At 66.2% G+C, this 23,750-nt stretch carries 23 protein-coding genes, 1 tRNA gene and 1 other RNA gene; 12 read left to right on the top strand and 13 right to left on the bottom strand.

The features are described from left to right. The first annotated feature begins 37 nt into the window (after positions 1–37). On the top strand, positions 38–1,327 hold the full coding sequence (locus ACZI8W_RS21975; RefSeq protein WP_463370629.1) for a DUF7373 family lipoprotein: 1,290 nt from the start codon (positions 38–40) through the stop codon (positions 1,325–1,327). A gap of 24 nt (positions 1,328–1,351) precedes the next feature. Here ACZI8W_RS21975 and ACZI8W_RS21980 read toward each other — a convergent pair whose 3' ends face one another. Continuing rightward, positions 1,352–2,338 (bottom strand): intradiol ring-cleavage dioxygenase, encoded by a 987-nt coding sequence (locus ACZI8W_RS21980; protein WP_463370630.1) that lies wholly within the window; start codon positions 2,336–2,338, stop codon positions 1,352–1,354. A 223-nt stretch (positions 2,339–2,561) separates the two neighbouring features. Between ACZI8W_RS21980 and ACZI8W_RS21985 the strand changes: the two genes are divergently transcribed. Beyond that, the gene (locus tag ACZI8W_RS21985; RefSeq protein ID WP_463370631.1) at positions 2,562–3,392 is read left to right on the top strand and encodes a mycofactocin-coupled SDR family oxidoreductase; all 831 of its coding nucleotides are present in this window, start codon (positions 2,562–2,564) and stop codon (positions 3,390–3,392) included. Between the two features lie 8 nt (positions 3,393–3,400). On the opposite strand, the gene ACZI8W_RS21990 is transcribed toward ACZI8W_RS21985, so the two are convergent. Continuing rightward, on the bottom strand, positions 3,401–5,542 hold the full coding sequence (locus ACZI8W_RS21990) for a DNA polymerase III subunits gamma/tau (protein ID WP_463370632.1): 2,142 nt from the start codon (positions 5,540–5,542) through the stop codon (positions 3,401–3,403). A 109-nt stretch (positions 5,543–5,651) separates the two neighbouring features. Here ACZI8W_RS21990 and ACZI8W_RS21995 point away from each other — a divergent pair, with 109 nt between their 5' ends. After that, entirely contained in the window at positions 5,652–6,326 is a 675-nt protein-coding gene (locus tag ACZI8W_RS21995; RefSeq protein ID WP_463370633.1) for a PadR family transcriptional regulator, read from the top strand. 7 nt (positions 6,327–6,333) lie between these two features. Here ACZI8W_RS21995 and ACZI8W_RS22000 read toward each other — a convergent pair whose 3' ends face one another. After that, positions 6,334–9,015 carry a LuxR C-terminal-related transcriptional regulator gene (locus ACZI8W_RS22000; protein WP_463370634.1) on the bottom strand — a complete coding sequence of 894 codons (2,682 nt, stop codon included), beginning with the start codon at positions 9,013–9,015 and terminating at the stop codon, positions 6,334–6,336. A 162-nt stretch (positions 9,016–9,177) separates the two neighbouring features. Between ACZI8W_RS22000 and ACZI8W_RS22005 the strand changes: the two genes are divergently transcribed. Further along, positions 9,178–9,582, top strand: a complete 405-nt coding sequence (locus tag ACZI8W_RS22005; RefSeq protein ID WP_463370635.1) for a hypothetical protein — start codon at positions 9,178–9,180, stop codon at positions 9,580–9,582. A gap of 186 nt (positions 9,583–9,768) precedes the next feature. Here ACZI8W_RS22005 and ACZI8W_RS22010 read toward each other — a convergent pair whose 3' ends face one another. The 5 genes from ACZI8W_RS22010 to ffs all read right to left on the bottom strand — a co-directional run bounded on the left by ACZI8W_RS22010 (position 9,769) and on the right by ffs (position 14,175). Continuing rightward, complete coding sequence (locus ACZI8W_RS22010) at positions 9,769–10,512, bottom strand: trypsin-like serine protease (RefSeq protein WP_463370636.1); 744 nt, start codon at positions 10,510–10,512, stop codon at positions 9,769–9,771. Further along, positions 10,509–11,090, bottom strand: a complete 582-nt coding sequence (locus ACZI8W_RS22015; protein ID WP_463370637.1) for an HhH-GPD-type base excision DNA repair protein — start codon at positions 11,088–11,090, stop codon at positions 10,509–10,511. Before ACZI8W_RS22015 ends, ACZI8W_RS22010 begins: the two co-directional genes overlap by 4 nt. A 21-nt stretch (positions 11,091–11,111) precedes the next feature. Continuing rightward, positions 11,112–12,455, bottom strand: coding sequence for a hypothetical protein (locus ACZI8W_RS22020; RefSeq protein ID WP_463370638.1), 1,344 nt, complete (start codon positions 12,453–12,455; stop codon positions 11,112–11,114). A 288-nt stretch (positions 12,456–12,743) separates the two neighbouring features. Continuing rightward, positions 12,744–14,033, bottom strand: coding sequence for an aspartate aminotransferase type Ic (locus ACZI8W_RS22025; RefSeq protein ID WP_463370639.1), 1,290 nt, complete (start codon positions 14,031–14,033; stop codon positions 12,744–12,746). A 47-nt stretch (positions 14,034–14,080) separates the two neighbouring features. Then, positions 14,081–14,175: signal recognition particle sRNA small type (ffs, locus tag ACZI8W_RS22030), an RNA gene on the bottom strand. A gap of 116 nt (positions 14,176–14,291) precedes the next feature. Between ffs and ACZI8W_RS22035 the strand changes: the two genes are divergently transcribed. Beyond that, a tRNA-Ser gene (locus ACZI8W_RS22035) sits at positions 14,292–14,379 on the top strand. 201 nt (positions 14,380–14,580) lie between these two features. Continuing rightward, complete coding sequence (locus ACZI8W_RS22040) at positions 14,581–14,835, top strand: hypothetical protein (RefSeq protein WP_463370640.1); 255 nt, start codon at positions 14,581–14,583, stop codon at positions 14,833–14,835. 29 nt (positions 14,836–14,864) lie between these two features. Here the strand turns inward: ACZI8W_RS22040 and ACZI8W_RS22045 are convergent, their stop codons facing one another. Further along, the gene (locus ACZI8W_RS22045; RefSeq protein ID WP_463370641.1) at positions 14,865–15,818 is read right to left on the bottom strand and encodes a GmrSD restriction endonuclease domain-containing protein; all 954 of its coding nucleotides are present in this window, start codon (positions 15,816–15,818) and stop codon (positions 14,865–14,867) included. Positions 15,819–16,504: 686 nt separating this feature from the next. On the opposite strand from ACZI8W_RS22045, the gene ACZI8W_RS22050 reads away from it, so the two are divergent. Continuing rightward, a complete protein-coding gene (locus tag ACZI8W_RS22050; RefSeq protein ID WP_463370642.1) occupies positions 16,505–16,873 on the top strand; it encodes a hypothetical protein in 369 nt (122 codons plus the stop codon). A gap of 14 nt (positions 16,874–16,887) precedes the next feature. On the opposite strand, the gene ACZI8W_RS22055 is transcribed toward ACZI8W_RS22050, so the two are convergent. Further along, positions 16,888–17,388, bottom strand: a complete 501-nt coding sequence (locus tag ACZI8W_RS22055; RefSeq protein WP_463370643.1) for a nuclear transport factor 2 family protein — start codon at positions 17,386–17,388, stop codon at positions 16,888–16,890. Between the two features lie 110 nt (positions 17,389–17,498). Between ACZI8W_RS22055 and ACZI8W_RS22060 the strand changes: the two genes are divergently transcribed. From ACZI8W_RS22060 to ACZI8W_RS22080, 5 genes are all read left to right on the top strand, one after another. Next, positions 17,499–18,077, top strand: coding sequence for a TetR/AcrR family transcriptional regulator (locus ACZI8W_RS22060; RefSeq protein ID WP_463370644.1), 579 nt, complete (start codon positions 17,499–17,501; stop codon positions 18,075–18,077). Between the two features lie 55 nt (positions 18,078–18,132). Next, a complete protein-coding gene (gluQRS, locus tag ACZI8W_RS22065) occupies positions 18,133–19,044 on the top strand; it encodes a tRNA glutamyl-Q(34) synthetase GluQRS (RefSeq protein ID WP_463370645.1) in 912 nt (303 codons plus the stop codon). A 95-nt stretch (positions 19,045–19,139) separates the two neighbouring features. After that, on the top strand, positions 19,140–20,060 hold the full coding sequence (locus ACZI8W_RS22070) for a DUF2189 domain-containing protein (RefSeq protein ID WP_463370646.1): 921 nt from the start codon (positions 19,140–19,142) through the stop codon (positions 20,058–20,060). Positions 20,061–20,143: 83 nt separating this feature from the next. Next, the gene (locus tag ACZI8W_RS22075; RefSeq protein ID WP_463370647.1) at positions 20,144–20,941 is read left to right on the top strand and encodes an RDD family protein; all 798 of its coding nucleotides are present in this window, start codon (positions 20,144–20,146) and stop codon (positions 20,939–20,941) included. Between the two features lie 157 nt (positions 20,942–21,098). Then, the gene (locus tag ACZI8W_RS22080) at positions 21,099–21,785 is read left to right on the top strand and encodes a queuosine precursor transporter (RefSeq protein ID WP_463370665.1); all 687 of its coding nucleotides are present in this window, start codon (positions 21,099–21,101) and stop codon (positions 21,783–21,785) included. Here the strand turns inward: ACZI8W_RS22080 and tgt are convergent. The 3 genes from tgt to ACZI8W_RS22095 are packed head-to-tail and all read right to left on the bottom strand — an operon-like array spanning position 21,761 to position 23,691. Beyond that, positions 21,761–23,035, bottom strand: a complete 1,275-nt coding sequence (gene tgt, locus ACZI8W_RS22085; RefSeq protein WP_463370648.1) for a tRNA guanosine(34) transglycosylase Tgt — start codon at positions 23,033–23,035, stop codon at positions 21,761–21,763. The genes ACZI8W_RS22080 and tgt overlap by 25 nt on opposite strands. A gap of 12 nt (positions 23,036–23,047) precedes the next feature. Beyond that, positions 23,048–23,455, bottom strand: a complete 408-nt coding sequence (locus ACZI8W_RS22090; protein WP_463370649.1) for a PIN domain-containing protein — start codon at positions 23,453–23,455, stop codon at positions 23,048–23,050. An 8-nt stretch (positions 23,456–23,463) separates the two neighbouring features. Continuing rightward, the gene (locus ACZI8W_RS22095) at positions 23,464–23,691 is read right to left on the bottom strand and encodes a FitA-like ribbon-helix-helix domain-containing protein (protein WP_463370650.1); all 228 of its coding nucleotides are present in this window, start codon (positions 23,689–23,691) and stop codon (positions 23,464–23,466) included. Positions 23,692–23,750 lie beyond the last annotated feature (59 nt).

Here is a 23,750-nt window from a genome sequence, read left to right on the forward strand (position 1 = left end):
CTGCCGGACAGTGCAGGACAAGGAGTATCACCCCAGCATGCGTACCTCACGCGTCATTCTCGCCGCCACGGCAGTCACTCTCGCGCTGGCCGGCTGCAGCAGCACCGCCGACGGCACCGCCATCGCCGAAGGCACAGAAAGTGGAACTGACAGCTCCACAGCAACATTCGACGTCGCCACACTCGATACCGGGGAATACAACGTCGAACCCCGCGACTTCATCGCCGAAGGCCAGTCGGCCGGGGATTTCGGTCCCGCAGTCGAAGGTCAGCGCATGGCCGAGTTCGTGATTCACCCCTACACCATCGACTCCACGCTCACCGACGGTGGCGGCATGGCGACAGGCGTCGGCGTCGGCGGAATCGGCAAGGTCCTCAGCGGCGGCGGCTCCACCGAGGTGGCCGAATCGTTCGGTATCATCACGGGCTTCGGCAGTTTCAGCAGCACGCCCGACAACTCCCGCCAACTCGGTGTCGCCGTGTGGCGATTCCCCGACGACGACAGCGCCGCTCAGGCCGCGGCCGCCCTCCACGACAATGCACTCGCACCGGAGGACGTCGGATTCACTTCGGGTCCGCAGACACCGACCTCGATTCCGCAGTTGCCCGACACGTTCGCCACGACCTACTACTGGGACAGCCTCGACACCGCAAGCATGTCCACTTTCACCGCGCGGGGACCACACGTGGTCTACACCTACACCTCCGCGGAAGACAACGACGCCGAGTGGACCTCCGATACCACGACACGTGCCCTCGAAGAACAGCTTTCGCTGATCGAGCGGTTCCCCTTCTCACCGACCGACGAAATCGAGTCGCTTCCGGTCGATCTCGACAAGGTGCTCGCGCGCGCGGTCGGGTTCACCGAGAACGAGTACGCCAGGAACTCCGACACAGCAGTCTACGGGCCACTCGGATGGCTGCACTTCGATTCGCACCCCGCAGAGACGGCCGACATCTTCGAAGCCACCGGCACCGACCGTGTCGCTTTGGCCAATTCGACCGTCTATCGCACCAGCGGACCCGACGCCGCCCGCGAATTGCGCGAGGCGTTCCTCGAGCAGAGCCGCGACACCTACCCTGATCTGGTCGACGAGCCTACGCCACAGGGTGTTCCCGACACCGTCTGCCGTGCCGGCGATATCGCTCAGGGCAGGCTGATGGACTGCATGATGACCTACGGTCCGTACGTCGCTCAGCTCGTCGGACATCGCGCGGTCGGGAACACCGACCCCGACGACGACACCCTGCGGACGATGCCGCAACGGGTGGCCGCCCAGTACGCAAAGTTCGTCCGCGCAGAAGAGCTGGGGCTCGGCGAGAACTGAGCCGAACCGGACCCGGCCCTCCCGTCAGTTGGCGGGAGGGCCCGGCATACCGCTCGGCGGGGCTCCTCCCGGTGGCATTCCACCGGGCGGCATCTCGCCGGGAGGCATTCCACCCGGCATGCTTCCACCCGTGGGCTCCGTGTTCGTGTCGACACCGACAGCGAGAACGACGTGGTATCCGCTGGTGATGTCGCCGGTGACCGTGCCGAGCTGGCTCACGCCGCCGTCGTCACCGAAGACGTTGTCGGTCTCGAGGGTGAGCGCCGCCAGATTGGCAACCGACGCCTCATAACCCGGTGTGGCATAAACCGCTTCGCTCACATCCTGCGGGAGAGCCACCTGAGAGGTGGCGAGGGCATTGGTGGAATCGGTGATGGACGTCTCGTCCGGGTACACCTCGAAGTGGATGTGCGGCCACCGGCCAGGATAGGCCGCGGGAAAGATACTGGTGAACCGCACCTTCCCGTCGGCGTCCGCGATCTGCACGCCGCGCAGGTAGTTCTCTGCGGTGATGCCCTCCGAATACAACGAGTAGCCACCGTCACGGTCGCAGTGCCACACGTACACCGCCGTCCCGGCAAAGGGAACTCCTCCCGATGCAAGGTCGACGATGGACAACTCGAGTGTCATCGGGATCCCATCTGCCGTCGCGGAGGCGTCACCGAAGCTCGAACGGATGTCGCTGCGCACGATCCCGCTCTGTTCGAGCACGTCCGGGCCGTTGGATCCGTCGCCCGGATAGGGGCCCGCCGTCTCGTCGGGGATCTCCACCAGCCCCGAGGCGCCCGCCGCCGTCGGCGTCGCGGATGCGGCGGTGCCGCTGTTCCCGCCGCCGCACGCGGCCAGGCCTACTGTGGCCGCACCCAACCCGAAGAACGTCAACATCTTGCGGCGGCTCAGCAAAGTCCCGACGTCGAAGGCCAAACCCTGGTCGACGATCTCGTCGTGCGGTCTGGGCAGGGTGCGCCCTTCATATTCGTCCTGGCGGGTTGTCGAGGGCTGTTTCCTCACGATGTCTCCTTCCCGGTGCACCGACCGGGGCCGCTGCACTCACCACCTCAGCTTGAGGCCGCGCGCAGTGAATCGACTGCGGTATCGCTGGGAGTTTGCTGTGAATCGCGACCCGGCTCTCGGAATCGTGCCCGGTTTCTCGCTCAGCGGGAACACCCGACCCGGTGCACGGTGGCTCCCCACAGAATCGCCGGACAAGCACATCAGACCCGAAGGAGCCCTCATGACCTCGACCGGCCGCGTCGAATCCCACCGATTCGAGAACAAGGTCGTGTTCATCACCGGCGCAGCGCGCGGACAGGGTCGCGCCGAAGCGGTCCGGTTCGCGCAGGAAGGCGCCGATATCATCGCTGTCGACGCGTGCAGCGAATTCTCGTCGACCGCGTACGCCGGGGCGACGCGGGACGATCTCGACGAGACCGTGCGCCTGGTGGAGACAACCGGGCGACGCATCACCGCTACAGTCGCCGATGTGCGCGACTTCGATGCCCTGTCGGGGGCGCTCACAGCGGGAGTCGAGGCATTCGGTCGGCTCGACGTCGTGGTCGCCAACGCAGGCATCTGCTCGGGCGGAATGTCGTGGGAGATCACCCTCGAGCAATGGAAAGAGACCGTCGATGTGAACCTGACCGGCGTGTTCCACACCGCGAAGGCCGCCGTACCGCACCTGCTCGCGACCGGCGACGGCGGTTCGATCGTGTTCACCAGCTCGGTGTCGGGTCTCAAGGGCACCCCGTTCACCGGTCACTACGCCGCGACGAAACATGGCATCGTCGGTCTCGCGAAGACCATGGCGAACGAACTGGGCGAGCATCGCATCCGCGTCAACACCGTTCATCCCGCCGGCGTCGAAACAGGCATGACCGTCTCGGATCTGCATCCGCTGATCGCGGAGTACGGCGCGACCCTGGGCCCCATCTTCATGAATTCGCTTCCGTACCAGATTCTTCAGGCCGACGATGTCGCCTCGGTGGTTGCGTGGGTGTGCTCGGACGAGGCCAAGTACATTACGGGTGCGCAGGTTCCGATCGATCTCGGCAACCTCATCCGCTAGCGGGCACTCTACTTCTCGTCGATCGGCCGGGCGCCCAGTACGTCCTTCAGTAATTCCATCGCCACGTCCTCGGGGTCGCGGCGGGTCGACGGGTCTCCCGGCGTCGCGGCCTCGGCGAACATCTCGTCGACGTCCTCCTGCGAGACGGCCGACGGATCCGGTGGCGGTGCATCGTAATTCGCGTCCGGACCGGGATCGTCGGGCTGATCGGGGCCGTCCGGTGGCGGAATGTCGTCGTAGTCCGGACGCCGTGTCGGCACCGCACTCGGCTCGTCACCGGCCGGAAGCGACGCGTCGAGTGCGGGTGCCCGCTTGGCCTGGCTGGGCCGCGAGAACCGCGGTTGCCCGGTGGGGCGCGGCTGCTTCGGTGCTGCGGCAGCTTTCGCAGGTGCAGGTGCGGCAGATCCGTGGATGCACGTGACCTCGAAATCGACACCGAACAGTTCGCGTAGCGCATCTGCGATCACGGTCGCGTTGCGCGGTTCCGCAAGACGCTTGACCAGCGGTACCGAATCATGGACCAGGACGACCCGGGTGCCCTCGACCTCGCGAACCGCGGCACCGGACAGCATGACCTCGACGGTCTTGCTGCGGGCACGGACCTTCGCACGTACCTCGGACCACACCCCACGGATCCCGGCTGCGTCGGGCCCCGATGCCGCGGCAGGCTCAGGAGCCGGCTCGGGTGTCGGCTCAGGCTCGGGGGCAACCGGGTCGGGCTCGGGAGCCGGGTGCGCCACCACAGGCGGAGGAGGCTGCGTCTCAGCGCGCGGCTCGGGAGCTCGGGCAGGCTCCGGCGCCGGCCGCTCCGGTTCCGCGGACGGTGCGACGACCGCCCCGTTCGGCGCCGGATCGGCCGCACGACGCTGGGACGGACGCTGGAAACGCGCTGCAGGCTCGTCGGGCGCGATGGGAGCGGGGGCTGGTTCCGGTGCCGCCGGGCGGGGAGCCGCGACGGAACCCGCTGTCGCCGCGGAATCGTGCGCGGTGGTGTTCGGGACGAATCCCTGCTCGAGTCGCTCCAGCCGCTGCAGCACCGCGGACTCGGCGTCGGATGCCGAGGGAAGCAACATGCGGGCGCACATCACCTCGAGCAACAGGCGCGGTGCCGTCGCGCCGCGCATCTCGCCGAGCCCGGCATGGACGATCTCCGCATAGCGCGTGAGCGTTGCCGGCCCGAGCCGCGAGGCCTCATCACGCATTCGCTCGAGCACGTCGCCGGGCGCATCGACGAGCCCGCGCTCCGCGGCATCCGGGATGTTGCGTATGAGGATGAGATCGCGGAGGCGCTCGAGGAGGTCGGTCGCGAAGCGGCGCGGATCGTGGCCGGCGTCCATGACCTTCTCGACGGTGCCGAACAGCGCTGCACCATCACTTGCCGCCAGCGCGTCGACGGCTTCATCGATCAGCGCGACATCGGTGACACCGAGCAACGACAGAGCGCGCGGGTAGGTGACGCCCTCGGGGCCCGCTCCCGCGAGGAGCTGGTCCATGACGGACAACGAATCTCGGGGCGAACCGCCGCCGGCCCGGATGACCAGCGGGTACACCGCGTCCTCGACCGGAACGCTCTCCTGGACGCAGATCTTCTCGAGGAGACCTCGCATCGTGGTGGGAGCGAGCAACCGGAACGGGTAGTGGTGCGTTCGCGACCGGATGGTGGGGAGCACCTTCTCCGGTTCGGTGGTCGCGAACACGAAGATCAGGTGTTCCGGTGGTTCCTCGACGATCTTGAGCAGGGCATTGAATCCCTGTGTGGTGACCATGTGGGCCTCGTCGATGATGAAGATCCGGTACCGCGACTCGGCCGGTGCGTAGAACGCTCGATCGCGTAGTTCTCGGGTGTCGTCGACGCCGCCGTGGCTGGCCGCGTCGAGTTCGGTGACGTCGAGGTTCCCTCCCCCGCCGGGGCCGAGCGACACGCACGACCGGCACCGTCCACACGGCGCCGAGGTGGGGCCTTGTTCGCAGTTCAGCGACCGCGCGAGGATGCGCGCCGACGACGTCTTGCCGCAACCGCGCGGACCCGAGAACAGGTATGCGTGGTTGATACGGCCGGTGTCGAGAGCCGTGCTGAGGGGCGCGGTGACATGCTCCTGCCCCACCACCTCGGCGAAGGTCGCGGGTCGATACTTCCGGTACAGGGCCACGCGGCGAGAGTACCGGCGTGCACCGACACAGTCCGAACGGCGGCGTCGTTGACAAACGATATATCGCGAACTATCGTGACTGCATCAACAATGATAAGGAGTTCGCACCATGCGAAACACACGACAGATGCGCGGTGGACGCCGCGCCCACACCATGAATCAGTTCGTCACCGAGGGCCCGTTCCTGGGCGAAGATCCCCGACGCGGGGGTCCGTTCCCCGGCGGTGACCCCCGACGCAGCGGTCCCTTCGGCGACGGCCAGCACAGCAGAGGTCACCGCGGTGGCCCCATGCATCGCGGCGGACGCCGAGGACGTGCCCAGCGGGGCGATGTCCGCGCGGCCGTCCTGCAACTACTCGCCGACGAGCCCATGCACGGCTACCAGCTGATGCAGGCGATCGCCGATCGCACCGGCGGTGCTTGGAAACCCAGCCCCGGAGCGATCTACCCGACCATCTCGCAGCTCGAGGACGAAGGACTCGTCCGCGTCGAGAAAGATGCGGGACGCAAACTGGTGACGCTGACCGACGAGGGTCGCGCCCACCTCGACGACCCCGCCAACGATCAGACCGACCCGTTCGCAGGTCATTCCGCCGACGGAAACAGCGTCGACCTGCGGGGAGCGCTCCGCGACTTGCAGACCGCAGCACGTGTGGTCGCCGGCAGCGGCACCGACGCCCAGATCACCGCGGCGCACAAGGTACTCACCGAGGCACGCAGGTCGCTGTACCTGCTGCTCGCCGAAGACACCGACCCAGCACCCGACGCGACCGATCCGATCTGACGGCCGGTCACCGGTGGGCGAGGGCCTCACGCGCGAGCCCCACCCGCGAACGAAGGCCGAGCTTCGCCAGTGCGTGCGACACATGCGTCTGCACCGTCCTCGGCGACACCCCGAGCCGCGCAGCGATCTGCGGGCCGGACAATCCCTGCCCGACCAGAGTCGCGACCCGCATCTCCGCCGCCGTCAGCGAGTCCCACCCGGTCTGCGCTGTTCTGCGCGCCCCTACAGCACCGAGCGACACTCCGCACTCGCGCACTCTGCTCGCAATCCGATCCGCGACTGTGCTCGCTCCGAGATGCACCGCAAGATCGTGTGCTCGACGAGCGTGAGCATGCGCCTCGTCGCGAATACCCGAACCGGCTGCAGCACACGCGGCCTCCTCGAGCGCGGCGAGCTCCGCAACGGCGTCACCACCGGAGGCGAAGACGCCGGCCACTTCGGCCAGGGCCACATGATCACTCTTGCTCAATGCCTCGACGAAATCGACTGCGGGAGCGACTGCCGGCGACCCCGCAGCGCGGGTCTCCCGGACAACCCGGTACACCTCCGCGAACAGGTCGCGGTCGCACGTCTGCACAGCAATCCGGGCGATGTGCGGGCCGAATCGGAACGCCCACACCATTCGTCCGGCACTCACCGCGACGTCCCATGCATTCGCGGCGTGCTCTCGAGCTCGCCCATGCTCACCGAGTGCAGACCACAATTCCGCACGGACGTACTCGATGTCGGGCATTCCGAACAGCTGAGGCCGGTCCCCTGTCTCCCACCTCCGCAGCCGTCGCTCTGCAGATTCGAGATCGCCCCGGTGCACATCGACCAGCGCGGCGGTTGCAACTGCCCACGATGCCCAACCCGAATCCGTCTGCGCCGCAACCGCGAGCGCGTCGTCGCATGCCGTCACGGCCTCGTCCCACCGGCCGAGCGTGAACAATGTCCATGCGGTGACCGAATGATGCAGCGGTAGCAGCCACATCTCGGCCATCGTGTGCCCGCCGCGCGGAATGGGCGTCCGCCGCGCCAGCGCCGCGATGGGTCCGTGCGCGTAGAGCGATGCCCACATCGCCCACGCGCCCGCCGCTGACGTCTCCCGATCGAGCACGCCGTGCCCGCTCGCGGCCTGTTGCCCACGTTCGAACCACTCGAGCCCGCGGGTGGCATCCCCGGCAAGCACAGCGTGGACACCCGGCACGATCGTGTCGAGCCCGAAGTCGGACAAGTCCGCATCGGGGGCCGGTGGAGCCGGCACGGTGGCAGGCATCGGCGCACCGCCCCCGATGAGGGTTATCCATTCGTCGTACTGCTCGAGCCACACGCGTGTCTCGGGTGGCAGCGACAATCCGAGAAGCTCGCCGATCGAGGCTCGTATTCGGGGCACCTCGCCCAGCACCGTCCGGGACGTCAAGCACACCATCAAGGCGAACGCTCGTTCACCGACGACGTCCGAGGTCTCGAGCACACCGTCGGCAAGCTCGGCTGCCGCCCGGAACCGCCCGGACTCCGCAAGCACGGCAGCACGCGCCAGGGTGGGGTTTCGGTGCACAGTGGCCGCCAACTCATCGGAATCGAAGAGGCCGAAGTTCTGGACCGAACTGGGCTGCCTGCTCGGCACGAATATGCCGGGTGCGTCGGCGCGTTCGCGATGGACGAACACCCGATCCGCAGTGGGCGCACCGCTGCGCGCCAGGGCTTCTGCGACCGCACGATGCAGGAGTCTGCGCACACCCGGTGCGACGGTGTCGTACGCGATCTGCCGATACGCGGGCGCGACGAAGTCGAGGCGGGTGTCGTCGAGCCAGCGCATCACCCCAGCGTCGACGGCGGCGGTGATCGCGACCGCGCACCGTGCAGGTGCCTCACCGCCGATATCCGCGAGTTCGTCGACGGCCATCGGCCCGTCTGCGACAGCCAGCACCTGCACGAGGTCGCGTACCCGTGGGGGCAGTCGCGCGAGATGCGAGCGAATACTCGTACCGAGCTGATCGAACAATTCCGCATCGGTTCCACGCAGCGTGATCAGTCCGGATTCCGCGTCGGCCACGGTGTGCCCGCCGCGGGTGAGTAGGTCGACGAGCTGACCGACGTGGAGCGGGTTCCCACCGGTATGGGCGAGATACCGGGTGAGGTCGGGAGCGGGATTGCCACCGAGATACCGACGCACGACGGCGGCGACCTCGTCGGAACCGAGCGGGGTGAGCTCGACCGCCTGCACATGAGGTTGTGCAGCGAACATCGTCAGTGCCGCCCGTTCCGGCACCCGCCGGTAGGCCAGTATCACCACGAGCGGCAATCGGCCCGAGACCGCGCTGATCCGATGCAACAAGGTCAGGGACTCGCCATCGGCGAGATGCGCGTCGTCGACGATGAGCGCGACAGGGCCGGCGGCGTAGATCTCATCGAGGTTGTCGACGCCGTATCCGAAGGGCTTCGGGTCGAGCGGCCTGTCGGCCCCCGCGGCGAACAGGCGGCCGACTACGGAGAAGGCCGCGCGCGAGTCCAGCTCGTCTGCCGTTGTCGTCACGACACGGATATCGTCCAGCTCGCCGGCGAGTTCACGAAGAATCGTGGTCTTTCCGAGACCGACCGAACCGGCCAGCGCAAGCGCGCCGTGCTCGGTACGACGAACGTATCGGCGTACATCATCGGCGAGGGATCGGACCAGAACCGCACGATGCGTCCGACCGTCCTCCATGAGATCAAGATTAGGTCGGTCATGTCCGTTTCAGGTGGATACCCGAGAATCCACTACGTCGTTCGACGGATGTTTCGAGCGCCTTCCAGCGCGACGATGAGTCCAGCCCACTGTGCATCTCGGTGTCACCGAACGCCGGAACCGACCGACAGGGACCCGATCATGACCTCCAGAAGGATTCTCGGATACGCGACGGCGGCAGCTGCCGTCATTCCCCTCGCGCTGGCCGGCACCGGCATCGCGACCGCGATGGGCGGTAACGACCCCAGAGACGTGTACGTCACCTCGGATTTCGACTCGATCACTGCCCACATCGGCCAGGACCAAGGAATCACCGACTGCAAATTGGTGGCGCAGGGCCCGGCGTCATCGGACATCCACGAGTCGGACTGGACGAGTGACCAGTCGATCACCCTCTGGCTCCCGCAGAACAGGTACACGGCGACGGTGCTGTGTAGGTGGGACGCGACCGGACCCGACGGGTGGATCGTCCGTCAGGAAGCGGTGAATACGCCTCCCCTGCTGCACGAGAGCGCGATCGACCTCATCGAGCGCGGGTTCGCGTAGGGGCTTGTTCGTGCAGGATCGGCGGCCTCCCCCCAGAACTCCGGGCGAACGGTGCCTTCACCCCGACCGCAGGCACCATTCGCCCGGGGCCGTGTTCCACGACGTCGGGCAGGTCGGCCCCTGACAACCATTCGGAAGCCGGCCTTCGACTCGATCACCACTCACATCGATCCGAGCTGAACCTGCTCAGGGAGTATCGACGAGGGCGAAGCCCGCACCGATTCCGCGGTGCGTGTCGATCTCCTCAATGATCCGATCCGCTCGCTGGTAGGCCGCGAACCCCCTGCCGGTGGGCCGGTACCCGACCGAGAGCCCGATCCATTCCCCGGTGTCGGCCCGGACGAGCGGCCCCCCTGAATCACCCGGTTTCATCAGTAGTGCGGACGACATCAGGTTCGAGTCGACGAGTACATCACCGGAGGTACAGGCCACCCCGTTGGTGCGTCCGGCAGCGCACTGCATTCCGACCGGGCGATCGCCGCGGTCGAGCGACCCGATGGATTCGAGGACCACCCGCTGTCCACGGTCGTTCGGCTCCGACGTGTTCGAGCCGCGCACCTTCGTCTCGTCGAGCAGTAGAACGGCGTAGTCGGGTACTTCGTCGGTGGGGAATCCGATAGGGTCCACCGAGCCGGTGCTCGCGACATCGGTCTCCGCGCCGACCGGTCCACGATGCTGCTCACCGACCTTCCACACCTGAGAAGAGCCGTCCTGCCTGCAGTGGCCGGCGGTGATGGCGACCAGTCTGTCTGCGTCGTCGCGCCCCACCGCCGCGATGGAACACCAACCGGGTACCGGCTCCGCCGAAAACGTGATGCCGTCGCCCGGACGAAGGACGACGCGGTCGTCTCCCCCGCCTGCCGTGGCAATACCGGGGATCGTCAGTGCACAGGCGAGAGCCGCGGCGGACGCAGTCAGGCCACGCTTCACTTCTTTCCGGCCTTGGCCGCCGCTTTGGACGCCTTCTTGAACTCGCGCACCTCGTGCAACGACTGCGAATCGACGACATCGGCGATCGAACGGCGGGCGCCCTCGTCGCCGTACGCCCCCGCGGCCTCACGCCAGCCCGCAGGCTGTACATCCCGCTGCTTACCGAGCAGGGCGAGGAAGATCCGAGCCTTCTGGTCGCCGTACCCGGGGAGCGCCTTCAGCCGCTTCAGTACTTCCTTGCCGCCGGGGTCGCCTGAGGTCCAGATCGCGGCGGTGTCGCCGTCGTACTCCTCGACGATCGAGGCGCACAGTGCCTGAATGCGCTGGCCCATCGATTTCGGGAACCGGTGCACCGCCGGTGGCCGAGAACACACCTCGATGAACTCGTCGGGGTCCATGTGCGCGATCCGGTGCACATCGAGTCCCCCGAGCCGATCGGCGATCTTCTTCGGGCCCGCAAACGCCGTCTCCATCGGTACCTGCTGGTCGAGCAGCATTCCGATCAGAAGCGCAAGCGAGTTCTCGGAAAGCAATGCGTCTGTGTCCGGATCCCCGACCAGGTTCAGCGTCGTTGCCATGGGTCGATCATGCACCCAGCGTCACTGTCGCCGCCACAGGACGACTCCCAGGATCACTGTCGCTGTGAGCGCAATCGAGGCGGTCAGTGCATACATCCAGTGCGGGAAGAGTGTCGGCTCCGAGGTGCCCGGCACCGCTGCGAGGGCAGCGAACAAGGCGACGACAGCGATCGCACCACCGGCCGCGGACCATCCCCGCGCGAGCCGGGAATGACGCGCGCCGCGCAGTTCGGCGCTGCGCAACACTGCGCGCTCGATCACCTCGACGGCGCCTGCGAGCTCGGCATCGAGGTCGGCGATCTCGTCGGCGGCCCTGCGGACCAGCAAGGACCTCAATTGTGTCGACTGTGTCCACGAGTGGAAACGGTCGTTGTGGAGTGAGGCCTTTCGCAGCAGCGCCCTCTCCATCTTCCGGGCCTGCATGGCGGCGATGTCGTCGAGCGCCTCGACGAGGCGGTCACCGGTGAGATCGTCGTGGTTGCGGAGGTGGTCGAGGACGCGCCAGAAGTCGGTCGAGCAGTGCGCGCGCAGCGCTACCCACGGAAGCAATTCGAAGATCATCTCGGCTGTGCCGTGCCCGACGTAGTCGCTACCCACCGGGGTCGCTTCGAGGTCCAGCAGCACCGCACCGCAGTCCTCCCGTACCGCGACCGCTGCACCGGGCTGCACGGGTCGTTCCACGAGCGGGACCCGATCCCAATTCCACAGCACGCCCCACATCTGCGCTGTAGCTCTGGCCTGTGAGTCGGTGCGGCGCCCGTCGACGAGTTCACGCACGCGGTCACCGCCGCTCGACACCACCTCCACCATCAAGGCCTCGACGATCTCCTGGTCACCCACGCCGCGATGGCGGTGCACGACGAGATCGCTCAGAGGGCTGTAGGTGGTCGGGGCGGGCATCCGTCGGTTCAGGCCGGGGAACAGGTCGTTGAGGCATGCGGCGCTGGTCAACGAGAACGGTGCAAGGAATTCGTCGACCGCTGGACGGAAGCCGGCGCCGTCGCGGTCCTGTAGCGGGTCGGCGCGCCAGTCGATCAGCGGAGACTTGTCGTCACTCAGAGATTCAAGGGCGAGGACGAGGCCGTGCCCGGGGATCTCCCACAGCGACAGGCACGTCGCAGGCGAGCCCACGAACGGATGCGTGGCACCGGTGCGCAATGCGCCCGTCGAGGAACCGAACGACAACGGTGCGCACTCACGGTCGGTGATGTGCCGATACGCGAGCAAGCTGGCCGGGCGAACGCCGTGTTCGGTGCGCGGCAACGTCCCGATACGAGCCGGAAGGAACGGCTCGAGTTCGTCCACCGCCGCGACGGGCGGTGGCGACACCGCCGCGGCCTCGATGTCGAGAGCCAGGAGAAACACTTTCAAAACACCGTGACAGCCCGTGACGGAACCGACGGCTGCTGCGCCGGCTCCGGATCGTACGAGAGCGCGGTCTTCCATCACACTCACCACTTCCGAACCCGCCGCGGGAATGCGGCGACCCTGACATCGGAGTATGGCACTTATTCACAGGAAAGCGAATTTGCCGATTTCGGGAGGTCAGAGCGATGCGTCCGAAGTAGTCCACCGTCGGTCCACTTGTTCTCCACAGGTTTGTCCACAGCTTGGGAGAACGTGTGACACCCGGGGCCAGTGAGCCCCGAGCGGTCAGTGTCCGAGCGTCTTCTCGGTGGCGGCAAGCAGCACGCAGGTTGCAACGCCGTCCATCGCCTTGGCGAGCTCGTCGAGGGACGGGAAGCTCGGAGCGAGGCGGATGTTCTTGTCGTCGGGGTCGTTCTTGTACGGGAATGCCGATCCCGCGCCGGTGAGGGCGATTCCCGCGTCCTTCGCCAGCGCGATGACCCGCTTGGCGGTGCCGTCGACGACGTCGAGGCTGATGAAGTAGCCACCCTTCGGCTCCGTCCACGATGCGACCTTCGACGCGCCCAGCCGGTCTTCGAGGATCGTGCGGACCAGCGCGAACTTCGGGGCAAGGATGTCGCGATGCTTCGCCATATGTGCGCGCACGCCGTCCGCGTCGCCGAAGAAGCGCAGGTGACGGAGCTGGTTGACCTTGTCGGGCCCGATCGTCTTGATTCCGAGTAGCTTCTGGTACCAGTCGAGGTTCGCGGTGGAGCTACCGAAGAAGCTCACACCCGATCCCGCGAAGGTGATCTTCGACGTCGAGGCGAGGGCGAACACCCGGTTCGGGTTTCCGGCCTCGGCGGCGAGACCCAGGATGTCGATCGCCGGAGCGACCTCTTCGAGGACCGGGTGCACCGCGTACGCGTTGTCCCAGAAGATCCGGAAGTCGGGGGCCGCGGTCCGCATCGACACCAGTGCGCGAGCGACATCCTCGCTGTAGACCGCGCCGGTGGGGTTCGAGTACGTCGGAACCGTCCACATGCCCTTGATCTGCGGGTCGTTCGCGACCAGTTCGGCGATCGCGTGGACATCGGGGCCATCGTCGTTCAGGCGGACCGGAATCATCTCGATGCCGTACGACTCGGTGATCGCGAAGTGACGATCGTAGCCGGGCGCCGGGCACAAGAACTTCACGACCGGTTCCTGCGACCACGGACGCGGCGAATCGACGGTGCCGTGCAGCAGCGACCACGTGATGAGGTCGTGCATGATCTCGAGGCTCGCGTTGTTCCCGGCGAGCAGGTTGTCGGCGGGAATGGAGAGCAGTTCGGCGAAGATCGCCCGCAGCTCGGGCAGCCCCTTCAGCCCGCCGTAATTACGGCAATCGGTGCCGGAGGCATCCCGGTAATCGTCCGCGCCCGGAAGCGACAACAACTGCGCAGAGAGGTCCAACTGCTCGAGGGACGGCTTCCCGCGGGTCAGATCCAGCGTCAGCTTCTCGGTCTTCAACCGCTCGTAATTCGCGGATTGGCGCTCGTGCTCTGCAACGAGTTCCTCATGGCTCATCAACCCGATCTGGGTCTGCGTGGGCATGCGGAGAGACCTTTCACCGTGCACGGCGACACGGGCATCGGCGGAAAACAAGGGGACCCCGCGCACCCGGCAGAGCCCGTTGACCCTTGCTGCCTTCCGGCCCTGGGGGAGTTCACAGGATGCGCGCCGCGCGGGATCCATGGGCAAGTCTAGAGGACTCCCTGTACGGGTGCGCACCACCCCCACCGAGGCCTCTCGATTCGCGTTTCGACCTGCTCGTTTGGGAAGTCCGCGGGTTGTTTCGGTATGCTTCCACACGGAGGATTCGCCTAGTGGCCTATGGCGCTCGCCTGGAACGCGGGTTGGGTTAACGCCCTCAGGGGTTCAAATCCCCTATCCTCCGCCAACGGGAAAGCCCGTGACCAGCTGACATGCTGATCACGGGCTTTCCTCGTTCTGATGTCACGTCACAAGGATGCGTGCAGAATCCGTGTCATCGTTTGTGCCAGATCAGCAGCATTGGACACTTGAACTACCTGGGGAATGTCCCCGGGTCACGGTGAATGGGCGGCACAGCTGCCGGGATCGAAGGAGTTCGTCGGAGATCGTGATCAGCGACAACAACGAAACGATCCATCGAGAGGCCGATTCCCGGCAGGCGGCCACCTGGCGCGAGATGCTGGATCGGGAGATCGACGAAATCTCGGCGGCGATCGAGAACACCGAGAAGCGCGCACTCGCCGAGCACCGCGCCGGCGCTGTCGACCGCGCGCGCAAGTTCGATGCCGACAGCGAGAGATGCCGCGCCGAACTGAAGGAACTGCACCGGATGCGACGCAACCTCACAGACCGATTCGCCTGAACCGGCATCGCGCGCACCCGTCCTGACGCCTACTCGCAGGCCACGCCGTCGCCGTCGCGGTCCATCTTCGGCCGGTACCCGGGCTCGCCCACATACAACGGTGCAGCTCCGGCGGCACGGGCCGCAGCACAGTTCTCGTAGTACACCGTGCCCTGGTCGGCGGCGTCGACCGGAACAGGGTCCGGGGCCGCCGCCGTTTCGGCCGATACCGGCGACGCCGGGACGGCGGTGGTCGAGGATGGCACCGGGGCGGGCACGGGTGAATCCACCGCGGCGGCCGACCCACCACACGTGGTGAGCACCCGCACGATCGCATCGTGCTCGGCCTGTGTGACCCACAGCCCGTAGGCGGATTTCACCTGAACCTGTCGTGCCACATACGTACAGCGGTAGGCGCGGTTGGGTGGCAGCCACGTCGCGGCGTCACCGTCACTCTTCTGCTGATTGATGGGTCCGTCGACCGCCTGGAGATTTCTCGGATCGTTCGCGAAATCGGCGCGGGTCTGCGCATCGAGTTGCTGCGCGCCCTTCTGCCATGCGTCCGACAGCGCGACGACATGATCGATCTGCACCGCCGTGGAGGTGTCCTGGCCGCGGGTGAACGCGATGGTCGTGCCGGTGTACGTGTCGTCCAGTGTGCCGGACAGGACGACGCAGTCGCGGGTCCCCTGCTTGTAGACGATGTCGACGAGGTCCCGGGCGAGGATGTCGTTGCGGGTGTCGCATCCGTTGCGCCCGCCTGCCACCGAGACGTCGTCACTCCACGCCTGGCCGAACAGGTCGCGGTCGTATCCGGTTTTCGGTGCACGACCTTTGATCGGCAGCGTCGCGAGTTGCGAGAGCGCGGCGTCCGCCTCATCCGTAAGCCCGGCGGGGGCGGGAATCTCGGCGATCGGCGAAACCGCTGCGGAGGGCGTCGCAGCGGCAGGTGTCGTGGCCGGTGCCGTCGTGGACGTCGGGACACTCGACAGTGCGGAGGTCATGCCAGTGTGTGAGCTCGGTTCGACATCGGTGGCAGGCTCCGCACAGCCTGCGAGCAACACCACCGCGGCAGCGACTCCCGCGACCCAGCGGGCACGCGAACGTATCGGGACTATTCGAGATGGGGACACCGGGAGTACTCCTGCGCGAAATGGAACCGTTCCGAGGTTGCTATCGCAGCTCCACCGCAGTTTTGTTACATGCGCTACATAACGGTTGGTGCTTCCGATCCGACCGGCAACTCCATCATTTCCGCGTGGTCGATCGGGGTCCGCTACGGGTTCGTGGCAGTCCCGAGGTGGACCAGGCGCAGCTCGACCAGGTCGCTCACGTAGCGGCCGCCCTTGACGTCTCCAGGGACGATGAGCCGCGGCGCTTCGAGGGGCATCCCGTCCTCGGTGTGGGCGACGAGGACGTCGGACCGTCGACGAACTCGGTCTCGCGGCCGGAGTCACAACGACAGTGCTGGTCAAGTCCACCGAGGTCATGCTCGGAGTCGATTAGTCCCGCCAGAGGCCGGGCCAGAGCGTGCCCGGGGCGTGTTCGGCCGCGAGGTCGTAGTGGCCACCACGCGCATACCCAAGTCCCCTTCTTCACTCAGCGGCTCCAATAGCCGGAACTCACAGGGTCCTCACAGCCTGCCTGCGGACAATTAGGAAACAGGGGGGCGACGGAGAAGGAGACGACGATGACCAACACGCACCCCTCACAGCCCGACTGGATCGGAAGTGACGGCGCTTCGTGGGCCGTAGACTTCCGTCCCCCGTTCGGCTACCTGGTCCCGACGGGGCAACTCGTCGACGACGCCGCACTCGACGACGATGTCGACGTCCTCACGACGGCATTCCTGAACATCGCGACCGAACGCCAACTTCTCCGGCCCGGCCAGTATGTGCTCGTCCGTGAGGTCGGCCCCCGTAGGTGGTTCGACATCGTCGACTGGTACATGGACCTCGACGAGGCGCTCAGCGATGCCGACCTGCGCGGGCAGCCGACCGTATTCGACTGCGAGACCGAAGCCGAGATCCCCAGCTCTTGGAGTAGGGTGGCCGGCTGAACGTCGGACCGGGCTCAGGCACCCATCTTCGCCATCTTGTCGAGCCACGCCCGCGCATCGTCGGGCAGGTTTCCACACTTCTCTGCGTGCGCGCACCACGTCTTGGTCGTCGCGAGAAAGTTCATCGGGTTGTAGGCGTCCTCCTGGTAGGACCACAGCCCGTCACCGGCGTAGTGCAGAATCGTGATGTTCGGGGAATTGTGCTCAGTGCCGTCACCCGGGTCTTCCATCGGGTTCTGTACTTCGCAGATCACCCAGCCGCGGTCTTCGTCGATCACGTACCACGACGGCGGAAACGCGGTCATCCGGCTACCGGGGAAAGCCGTCATGGTCCGCGTCACCCATTTCCGGACGGCGTCACGTCCGTTCATCGTCCCGTACGCGTGCTCGACGTAGGTGACGTCTTCCGTGAACATCTCCGCATAACAGTTCCAGTCACGCGTACGTGTCGCCCGCACCACCGTCTCCCGATAGTCTTCGTACGCTTTCTCGAGCTCGTCCCTGCTCCACCCCATCGCACAGCCTTCCCGTCCTCATACGTCGTATCACCGCTGATCGGCGGTGGTGGCGCGGACGTCGTCACCCATGACATCAGGAGACGCACACGCTCCGCTACGGTTCTCCCATGCGCGCCCGCCCCTACGCAACCACCAGCCCCACCAGGCTCGCTGCGGCACTGCTCGAGGTCGCCGCGCGCAGCGGTCTGGACTCGGCGAGCGTGCGAGAAGTCGCGAGCCAGGCGGGCGTGTCGATAGGCGCTGTCCAACATCACTTTCCGACCAAGGACGAGATGCTCGCGTACTCGTTCCGAGCCCTCGCCGATCGGGTGCTGGCGCGGCTCGCGACGGTCGACCCCGACATCGACCCCGCCCGCACCCTGTTCGCGGCGCTGAGTCAGCTCCTGCCCCTCGACGACCAGCGCGGCAGCGAAGCACACGTGATGGCCGCATTCGCGGTGCGCGCTGCGATGTCGCCGTCGTTGAGTTCGATCCGCAGTTCCATCCTCTTCACGATCCGCACCGGCCTCGCCACCGTCCTGATCCGCATGGACACCCCTGATCCCGAGACCCGTGCGGCGCTTCTCCTCGCCGCTGTCAACGGTTTGGCGTTGGACGCGACCTCGAGCCCGGATCTGTATCCGCGTGAATACCTCACACATGCGCTGCACACTCAGATCCACCTGGTGCTCGACGCCGCAGTCTGACGCTCACCGCCCCCACCACCGGCACTGCGGATGAGCACCTGGATAGAGTGCACGAGTGTCTCATTCGGCCGACAACGGTGCGGGCCGGTTTGCGCCCAGCCCGTCGGGCGACCTGCATGTGGGCAACCTCCGCACCGCAGTCCTCGCGTGGCTGTTCGCGCGCTCGACGAACCGCCGGTTTCTGCTACGGATCGAGGACCTCGATCGGGTCCGGCCCGGCGCCGAACGGTCTCAGCTCGACGATCTCGCAGCATTGGGACTCGACTGGGATGGCGAGGTCGTCCACCAATCCCGCCGCATGCGCCTGTACGACGCGGCGATCGCGCGTCTCGCACGGGCCGGCCTGACCTACGAGTGCTACTGCACGCGGCGTGAGATCCAGCAGGCCACGTCGGCTCCGCACGCCCCGGCGGGCGCCTACCCGGGCACATGCCGGAACCTCACCGATGCGGAGCGGGCAACGAAGCGCGACAGTGGTCGCCCACCGGCGATCCGGCTGCGTTCGGGCGAGGTGTACTACACGGTTCACGACGTGCTGCACGGCGATTTCACAGGCATCGTCGACGATCTGGTATTGCGACGCGGTGACGGCACTCCCGCCTACAACCTCGCGGTGGTCGTCGACGACGCCGCGCAGGGCGTCGATCAAGTGGTCCGCGGCGACGACCTGCTGGCGTCGGCACCTCGTCAAGGATATGTGGCTGCATTGCTGGGACTTCCGATCCCGGTCTATGCACACGTCCCGCTCGCATTGAATGCCGACGGAAGGCGCCTCGCCAAACGCGACGGCGCCGTGACGCTCTCGGACCGGTCTGCGCGCGGGGAGGCTCCCTCCGATGTGCTCGCGGCGATCGCGGTGTCCCTGGATCTGGCAGACCCCGACGAACCCGTGTCGCTGTCGCTGCTGCTCGACCGGTGGAATCCGGCACAGCTGCCATCGGAGCCGTGGATATACGACCCCGGATAGCCACCGCGATGGGAAGTGCTGCATCGGGGTTGTAACGCACGTAACCTCACGTGAGAACTGGCAGCACGTGCACATCCCATCCTCGAGAGGATCCGATGACGACCGGCGGTTACGACCCCAACAAGGACCCCCAGAACCCGGGGGACGATCCCAATCAGTCCTGGCCCGGGTTTCCGCCCGGTGGCACCAATCCCCCTCCCGGCGGATATCCCCCTCCGGGTAACTACCCGCCGCCTCCGCAGGGCGGCGGTGGATACCCACCTCCTCCCGGTGGCAACTACCCTCCCCCACCCGGTAGCTACCCCCCTCCACCCGGCAATTTTCCACCGCCGCCGAGCGGTGATTTCGGAGGCGGCTTCGCGCCCGGCGGGCCTGCGCTGAGTGTCGGCGACGCGATCTCCTACGGCTGGCGCAAATTCAGCCAGAACCCCGGCGTGTGGATCATCTTCATGCTGGTGGCCTTCGTCATCCAGGGGCTGCTCAACTGGATTTTCGGAGGATTCGACTTCTCGGTCTCGCTCGATGACGGCGCGAGCGGATTCAGCGCCTTGTCGGTCATCGGCAGCCTCGTCACCACGGTGGTCGGTTACCTGATCCAGGCGGCATTCGTGCGTGGCGCCCTGAGCGAGGTCGACGGGCAGAAACCCGCGTTCGGAACCTTCCTCCAGATCGGAGCAGCCGGTGCAGTGATCCTTGCGGGCCTGCTCGTGGGTATCGCCACTTTCGTCGGCTTGTTCCTGTGCATCATCCCCGGGCTCGCCGTCGCGTTCTTGACGTGGTGGACGATGCAGTTCGTGGTCGACCGCAATCAGGACGCAATCACCGCCATCAAATCGAGTTTCAACGCGATCAAGTCGAATGCCGGCACGTTGTTCCTGCTCGCACTGGCACTCATCGGCATCAATATCATCGGTGCCCTGCTGTGCGGTCTGGGGCTTCTCGTCTCCGTCCCGGTTGCGATCATCGCCTCGACGTACGCCTACCGCGTCACCACGGGGGGACCCGTCGCACCCTGACGTTTCGATGCGTCGCCGCTACTGTTCGTCACCTCGACGTTGTACGGTGACGCATCCGCATGTTGATCACAAAAGGGAGACACATGACCTCCGGTGGATACCCACCTCCTCAGCCCAATCCGCAGAACCCGGGCTCGTACCCGGGTGGCCAGACTCCGCAGTACGGCGGCACCCAGCCCGGCTTCGGACAGCAGCCGACGGACTACACCCAGCAGTTCTCCGGGCCGATCGACGGCTACCAGCCGGACGCTGGTTCCCAGTACGGTGCACCCCAGGGCAACCAATTCGGTGCACAGCAGCAGGGCGCACCCCAGTACGGGGCGCCCCAGTACGGAACCCCTCAGTACGGCACCCCCCCGTACGGGCAGGCTCCGGGCGACCAGCAGTTCGGCGGTGTACCCGGCTTCCCCTCCCAGACCCCAGGGGGATTCGGGCAGTCGCGACCGGGTGAACTGCTTCCGCGCCTCGGTGCGCGCATCATCGACGGGTTGATCGTCGGAATCCCGATGGGCATCCTCACCGCGATCGTCGCCTTCGTCGCCGGTGGGTTCATGTCCTTCGTCATGTCGGTCCTCACGGGCGTCGTCGCCTTCGGGTACTGGACCTACCTCGAATCGACCCAGGGCGCGACCTTCGGGAAGAAGCTGCTCGGCTTGTCCGTGATCGGCCCGAACGGTGGTCACCCCACCCTCGAAGAAGCCGGCAAGCGCAATGCTTTCGTCGCACTCCAGGCACTGACCGGCATCCCGTTTCTGGGGTGGCTTGCGGGCCTCGCGTCGCTGGCCGCATACATCGGCATCGCCGTGACCATCGAGCAGGACGGCACCAAGCAGGGCTTCCACGACAAGTTCGCGGGAGGCACCCGGGTCGTCAAATCCTGACGGCGCCACCACCGCACAGCGGGCTCGGTCCTGAGGGACCGGGCCCGCTGTCGCTTTGGTACCTTTCGCAATCGACCAGCTCAGGTGCTTGGATGTCCAGGTGACAAACAGAACCGACGTCCCGAACCCCGCTTCCGAGCAAGTCGCCTTCGCCCGGGTGGGACACAGCTTCTACCCAGGGATCCTGGTGCTGTTCAGCACGGTGCTGATCATCTCCAACATCACCGCGACCAAAGGTGTTGCGTTCTTCGGCGATAGCGAATTCGCAGTCGGACCGCTGCAAATACTTCCGATCATCACCGACGGCGGCTTCTTCCTGTTCCCGCTCGCCTACATCCTCGGCGACGTCCTCAGCGAGGTGTACGGGTTCGCCGCGACCCGTCGCGCGGTGCTGTTCGGTTTCGGAGCGGTCGCGCTGTCGGCACTGTGCTTCTGGATCACGTGGTCGCTGCCTGCAGCCGAGTTCTACGAGCACCAGGAATCGTTCGAAGCTGTACTCGGCGTGGTACCGCGCCTTCTTCTCGCTGGTCTGGCCGGCTATCTGGTCGGTCAGTTACTCAACTCGTACGTACTCGTGTGGATCAAGACCCGCACGAAGGAGAAGCACCTGTGGGCGCGTCTGATCGGGTCCACCGTCGTCGGTGAGTTCGCCGATACATTGATCTTCTGCACGATCGCTGCCGGCGCAATCGGCATCTCCACGTGGTCGGATTTCGTGAACTACGTGGTGGTCGGCTTCCTGTGGAAAACGCTCGTCGAGATCGTCGTCATGCCTCTCACCTACCGGGTGATCGCGTATGTGAAGAAGCACGAGCCGAGTTACGGCGCGCGTTTGGAGGCGTAGAACCGGCCCAACGTCTCGGCCTTGTGCTCGGCGAAGCGGCCGTCGTCGATGCACTGACGGATGTCGTCGACGAGACGCACGGTGTACCGCTCGTTGTGGATCGTGCACAAGGTGGACGCCAGCATCTCCTTCGCCTTGAACAGATGGTGGAGATACGCGCGCGTGTAGTTCGCGCACGTGTAGCAATCGCAGTTCTCGTCGATGGGCGTGAAGTCGCGACGGAATCGGCTCGTGTTGATGTTGAACCGTCCGTCGGGGGTGTAGATCGCAGCATTGCGCGCGACCCGCGACGGGTTGACGCAGTCGAACGTGTCGGCGCCGTGTTCGACGGCCACGAACATGTCGTCGGGCTCGCTGATCCCGAGCATGTGTCGCGGCTTGTGCTCGGGGAGTTCCTCGCTGCACCAGCGCACGATCGTGCCCAGGTTCTGCTTCTCGAGCGCCCCGCCGATGCCGTAGCCGTCGAACCCGCGGCCTGTCTCCCCGCGGATCGATTCGAGACCTCGGCACGCTTGCCGACGCAGATCCTCGTACTGAGCGCCCTGCACCACGCCGAACAACGCCTGGTACGGGCGGTGGGTGCGCTGCGCAGTGAGCTTCTCGTGCTCGGCGATGCAGCGCACTGCCCACGCCTGCGTGCGCCGCAGGGACTCCTCCTGATACCCGCGGGTGTTCATCAGTGTGGTCAGCTCGTCGAACGCGAACATGATGTCGGCGCCCAGCTGATGCTGGATGCGCATCGACACCTCCGGGGTGAAGCGGTGCCTCGACCCGTCGAGATGCGACTTGAAGGTCACGCCGTCATCGTCGACCTTCGCGAGCCGTTCCTTGCCCTTCGCGATGACGTCGTCGTTCTGGACACCCACCGCCTCCATGGCGATCACCTTCTTGAAACCCACACCGAGCGACATGACCTGGAATCCGCCGCTGTCGGTGAAGGTCGGACCGGGCCAGTTCATGAATCTGCCGAGCCCACCGGCCTCGTCGACGATGTCCGGACCCGGCTGCAGATACAAATGGTAGGCATTCGCGAGGAGCGCCTGCGCCCCGAGATCGGACATCGACTCGGGCAGCACCGCCTTGACCGTCGCCTTCGTGCCGACCGCCACGAACGCCGGGGTGCGAATATCGCCATGCGGGGTGTGAATGGTGCCGGTGCGCCCCAATCCGTTGTCGAGGCGGGTCCCGATGGTGAAGAACGGATCGTTCGGGGTGGGCACGGTCGTGTCGGCAGCGCTGGGGTAGGTCACGGCGTCATCCAATCACGACGCTTTCTCCCACGGGTTGACACACCGGACGCCGAGGGGCTCGAAGTGCTGGGTGTTGCGTGTCGCCACGGTCATCTCGGCGGCCTGCGCGACGGCGGCAATGAGAGCATCGCCGAACAGCGCATGTTCGGGCACCCGGTAGGTAGCCAAGACCCGTGCGGCCGGCAGATCGAACGGCAGCACACGCTCAGCGAAGGCGGGCAGGACTCGCTCGTCGAACCACCGGCGTAGGATGCTTCCTTGCGCCGGGTCGGATCGCTCTTTGGCAACCACTCCTCGCTCGATCTCGGCGATGGTCACGGCCGTCACGTACTGGTCCGCGATCAGGACCGACGCTGCCCAGGTCTCGACCGATGGGTTGCGTCCCCGAACTCGCAGCGCGGACACGACGTTGGTGTCCAAGACGTACTTCACAACTCAGCCGTTCGAGCGGTCACACCAAGGCGTTCGGGCTCGAACTCGACGTCGGCACCCTCATCGGTGCTCAACAAGTCGACAAGTGTGACCGGCTCCCGCTCGAGGGCCTCACCGAGGATTTCGCGTACCTCCGCTTCGACCGAGCGGTGATGCCGCTCGGCACGTGCCCGCAGAGCGGCTTTGGTTCCCGCGGGAAGGTTGCGAATCAGAATCTGTTCCACCGTGATCACCTCCGATATCACGCAACGATATCACTCTGAGGTGAGGGTGCGCGCCTACT

This window comes from Rhodococcus ruitaii (assembly GCF_055230935.1).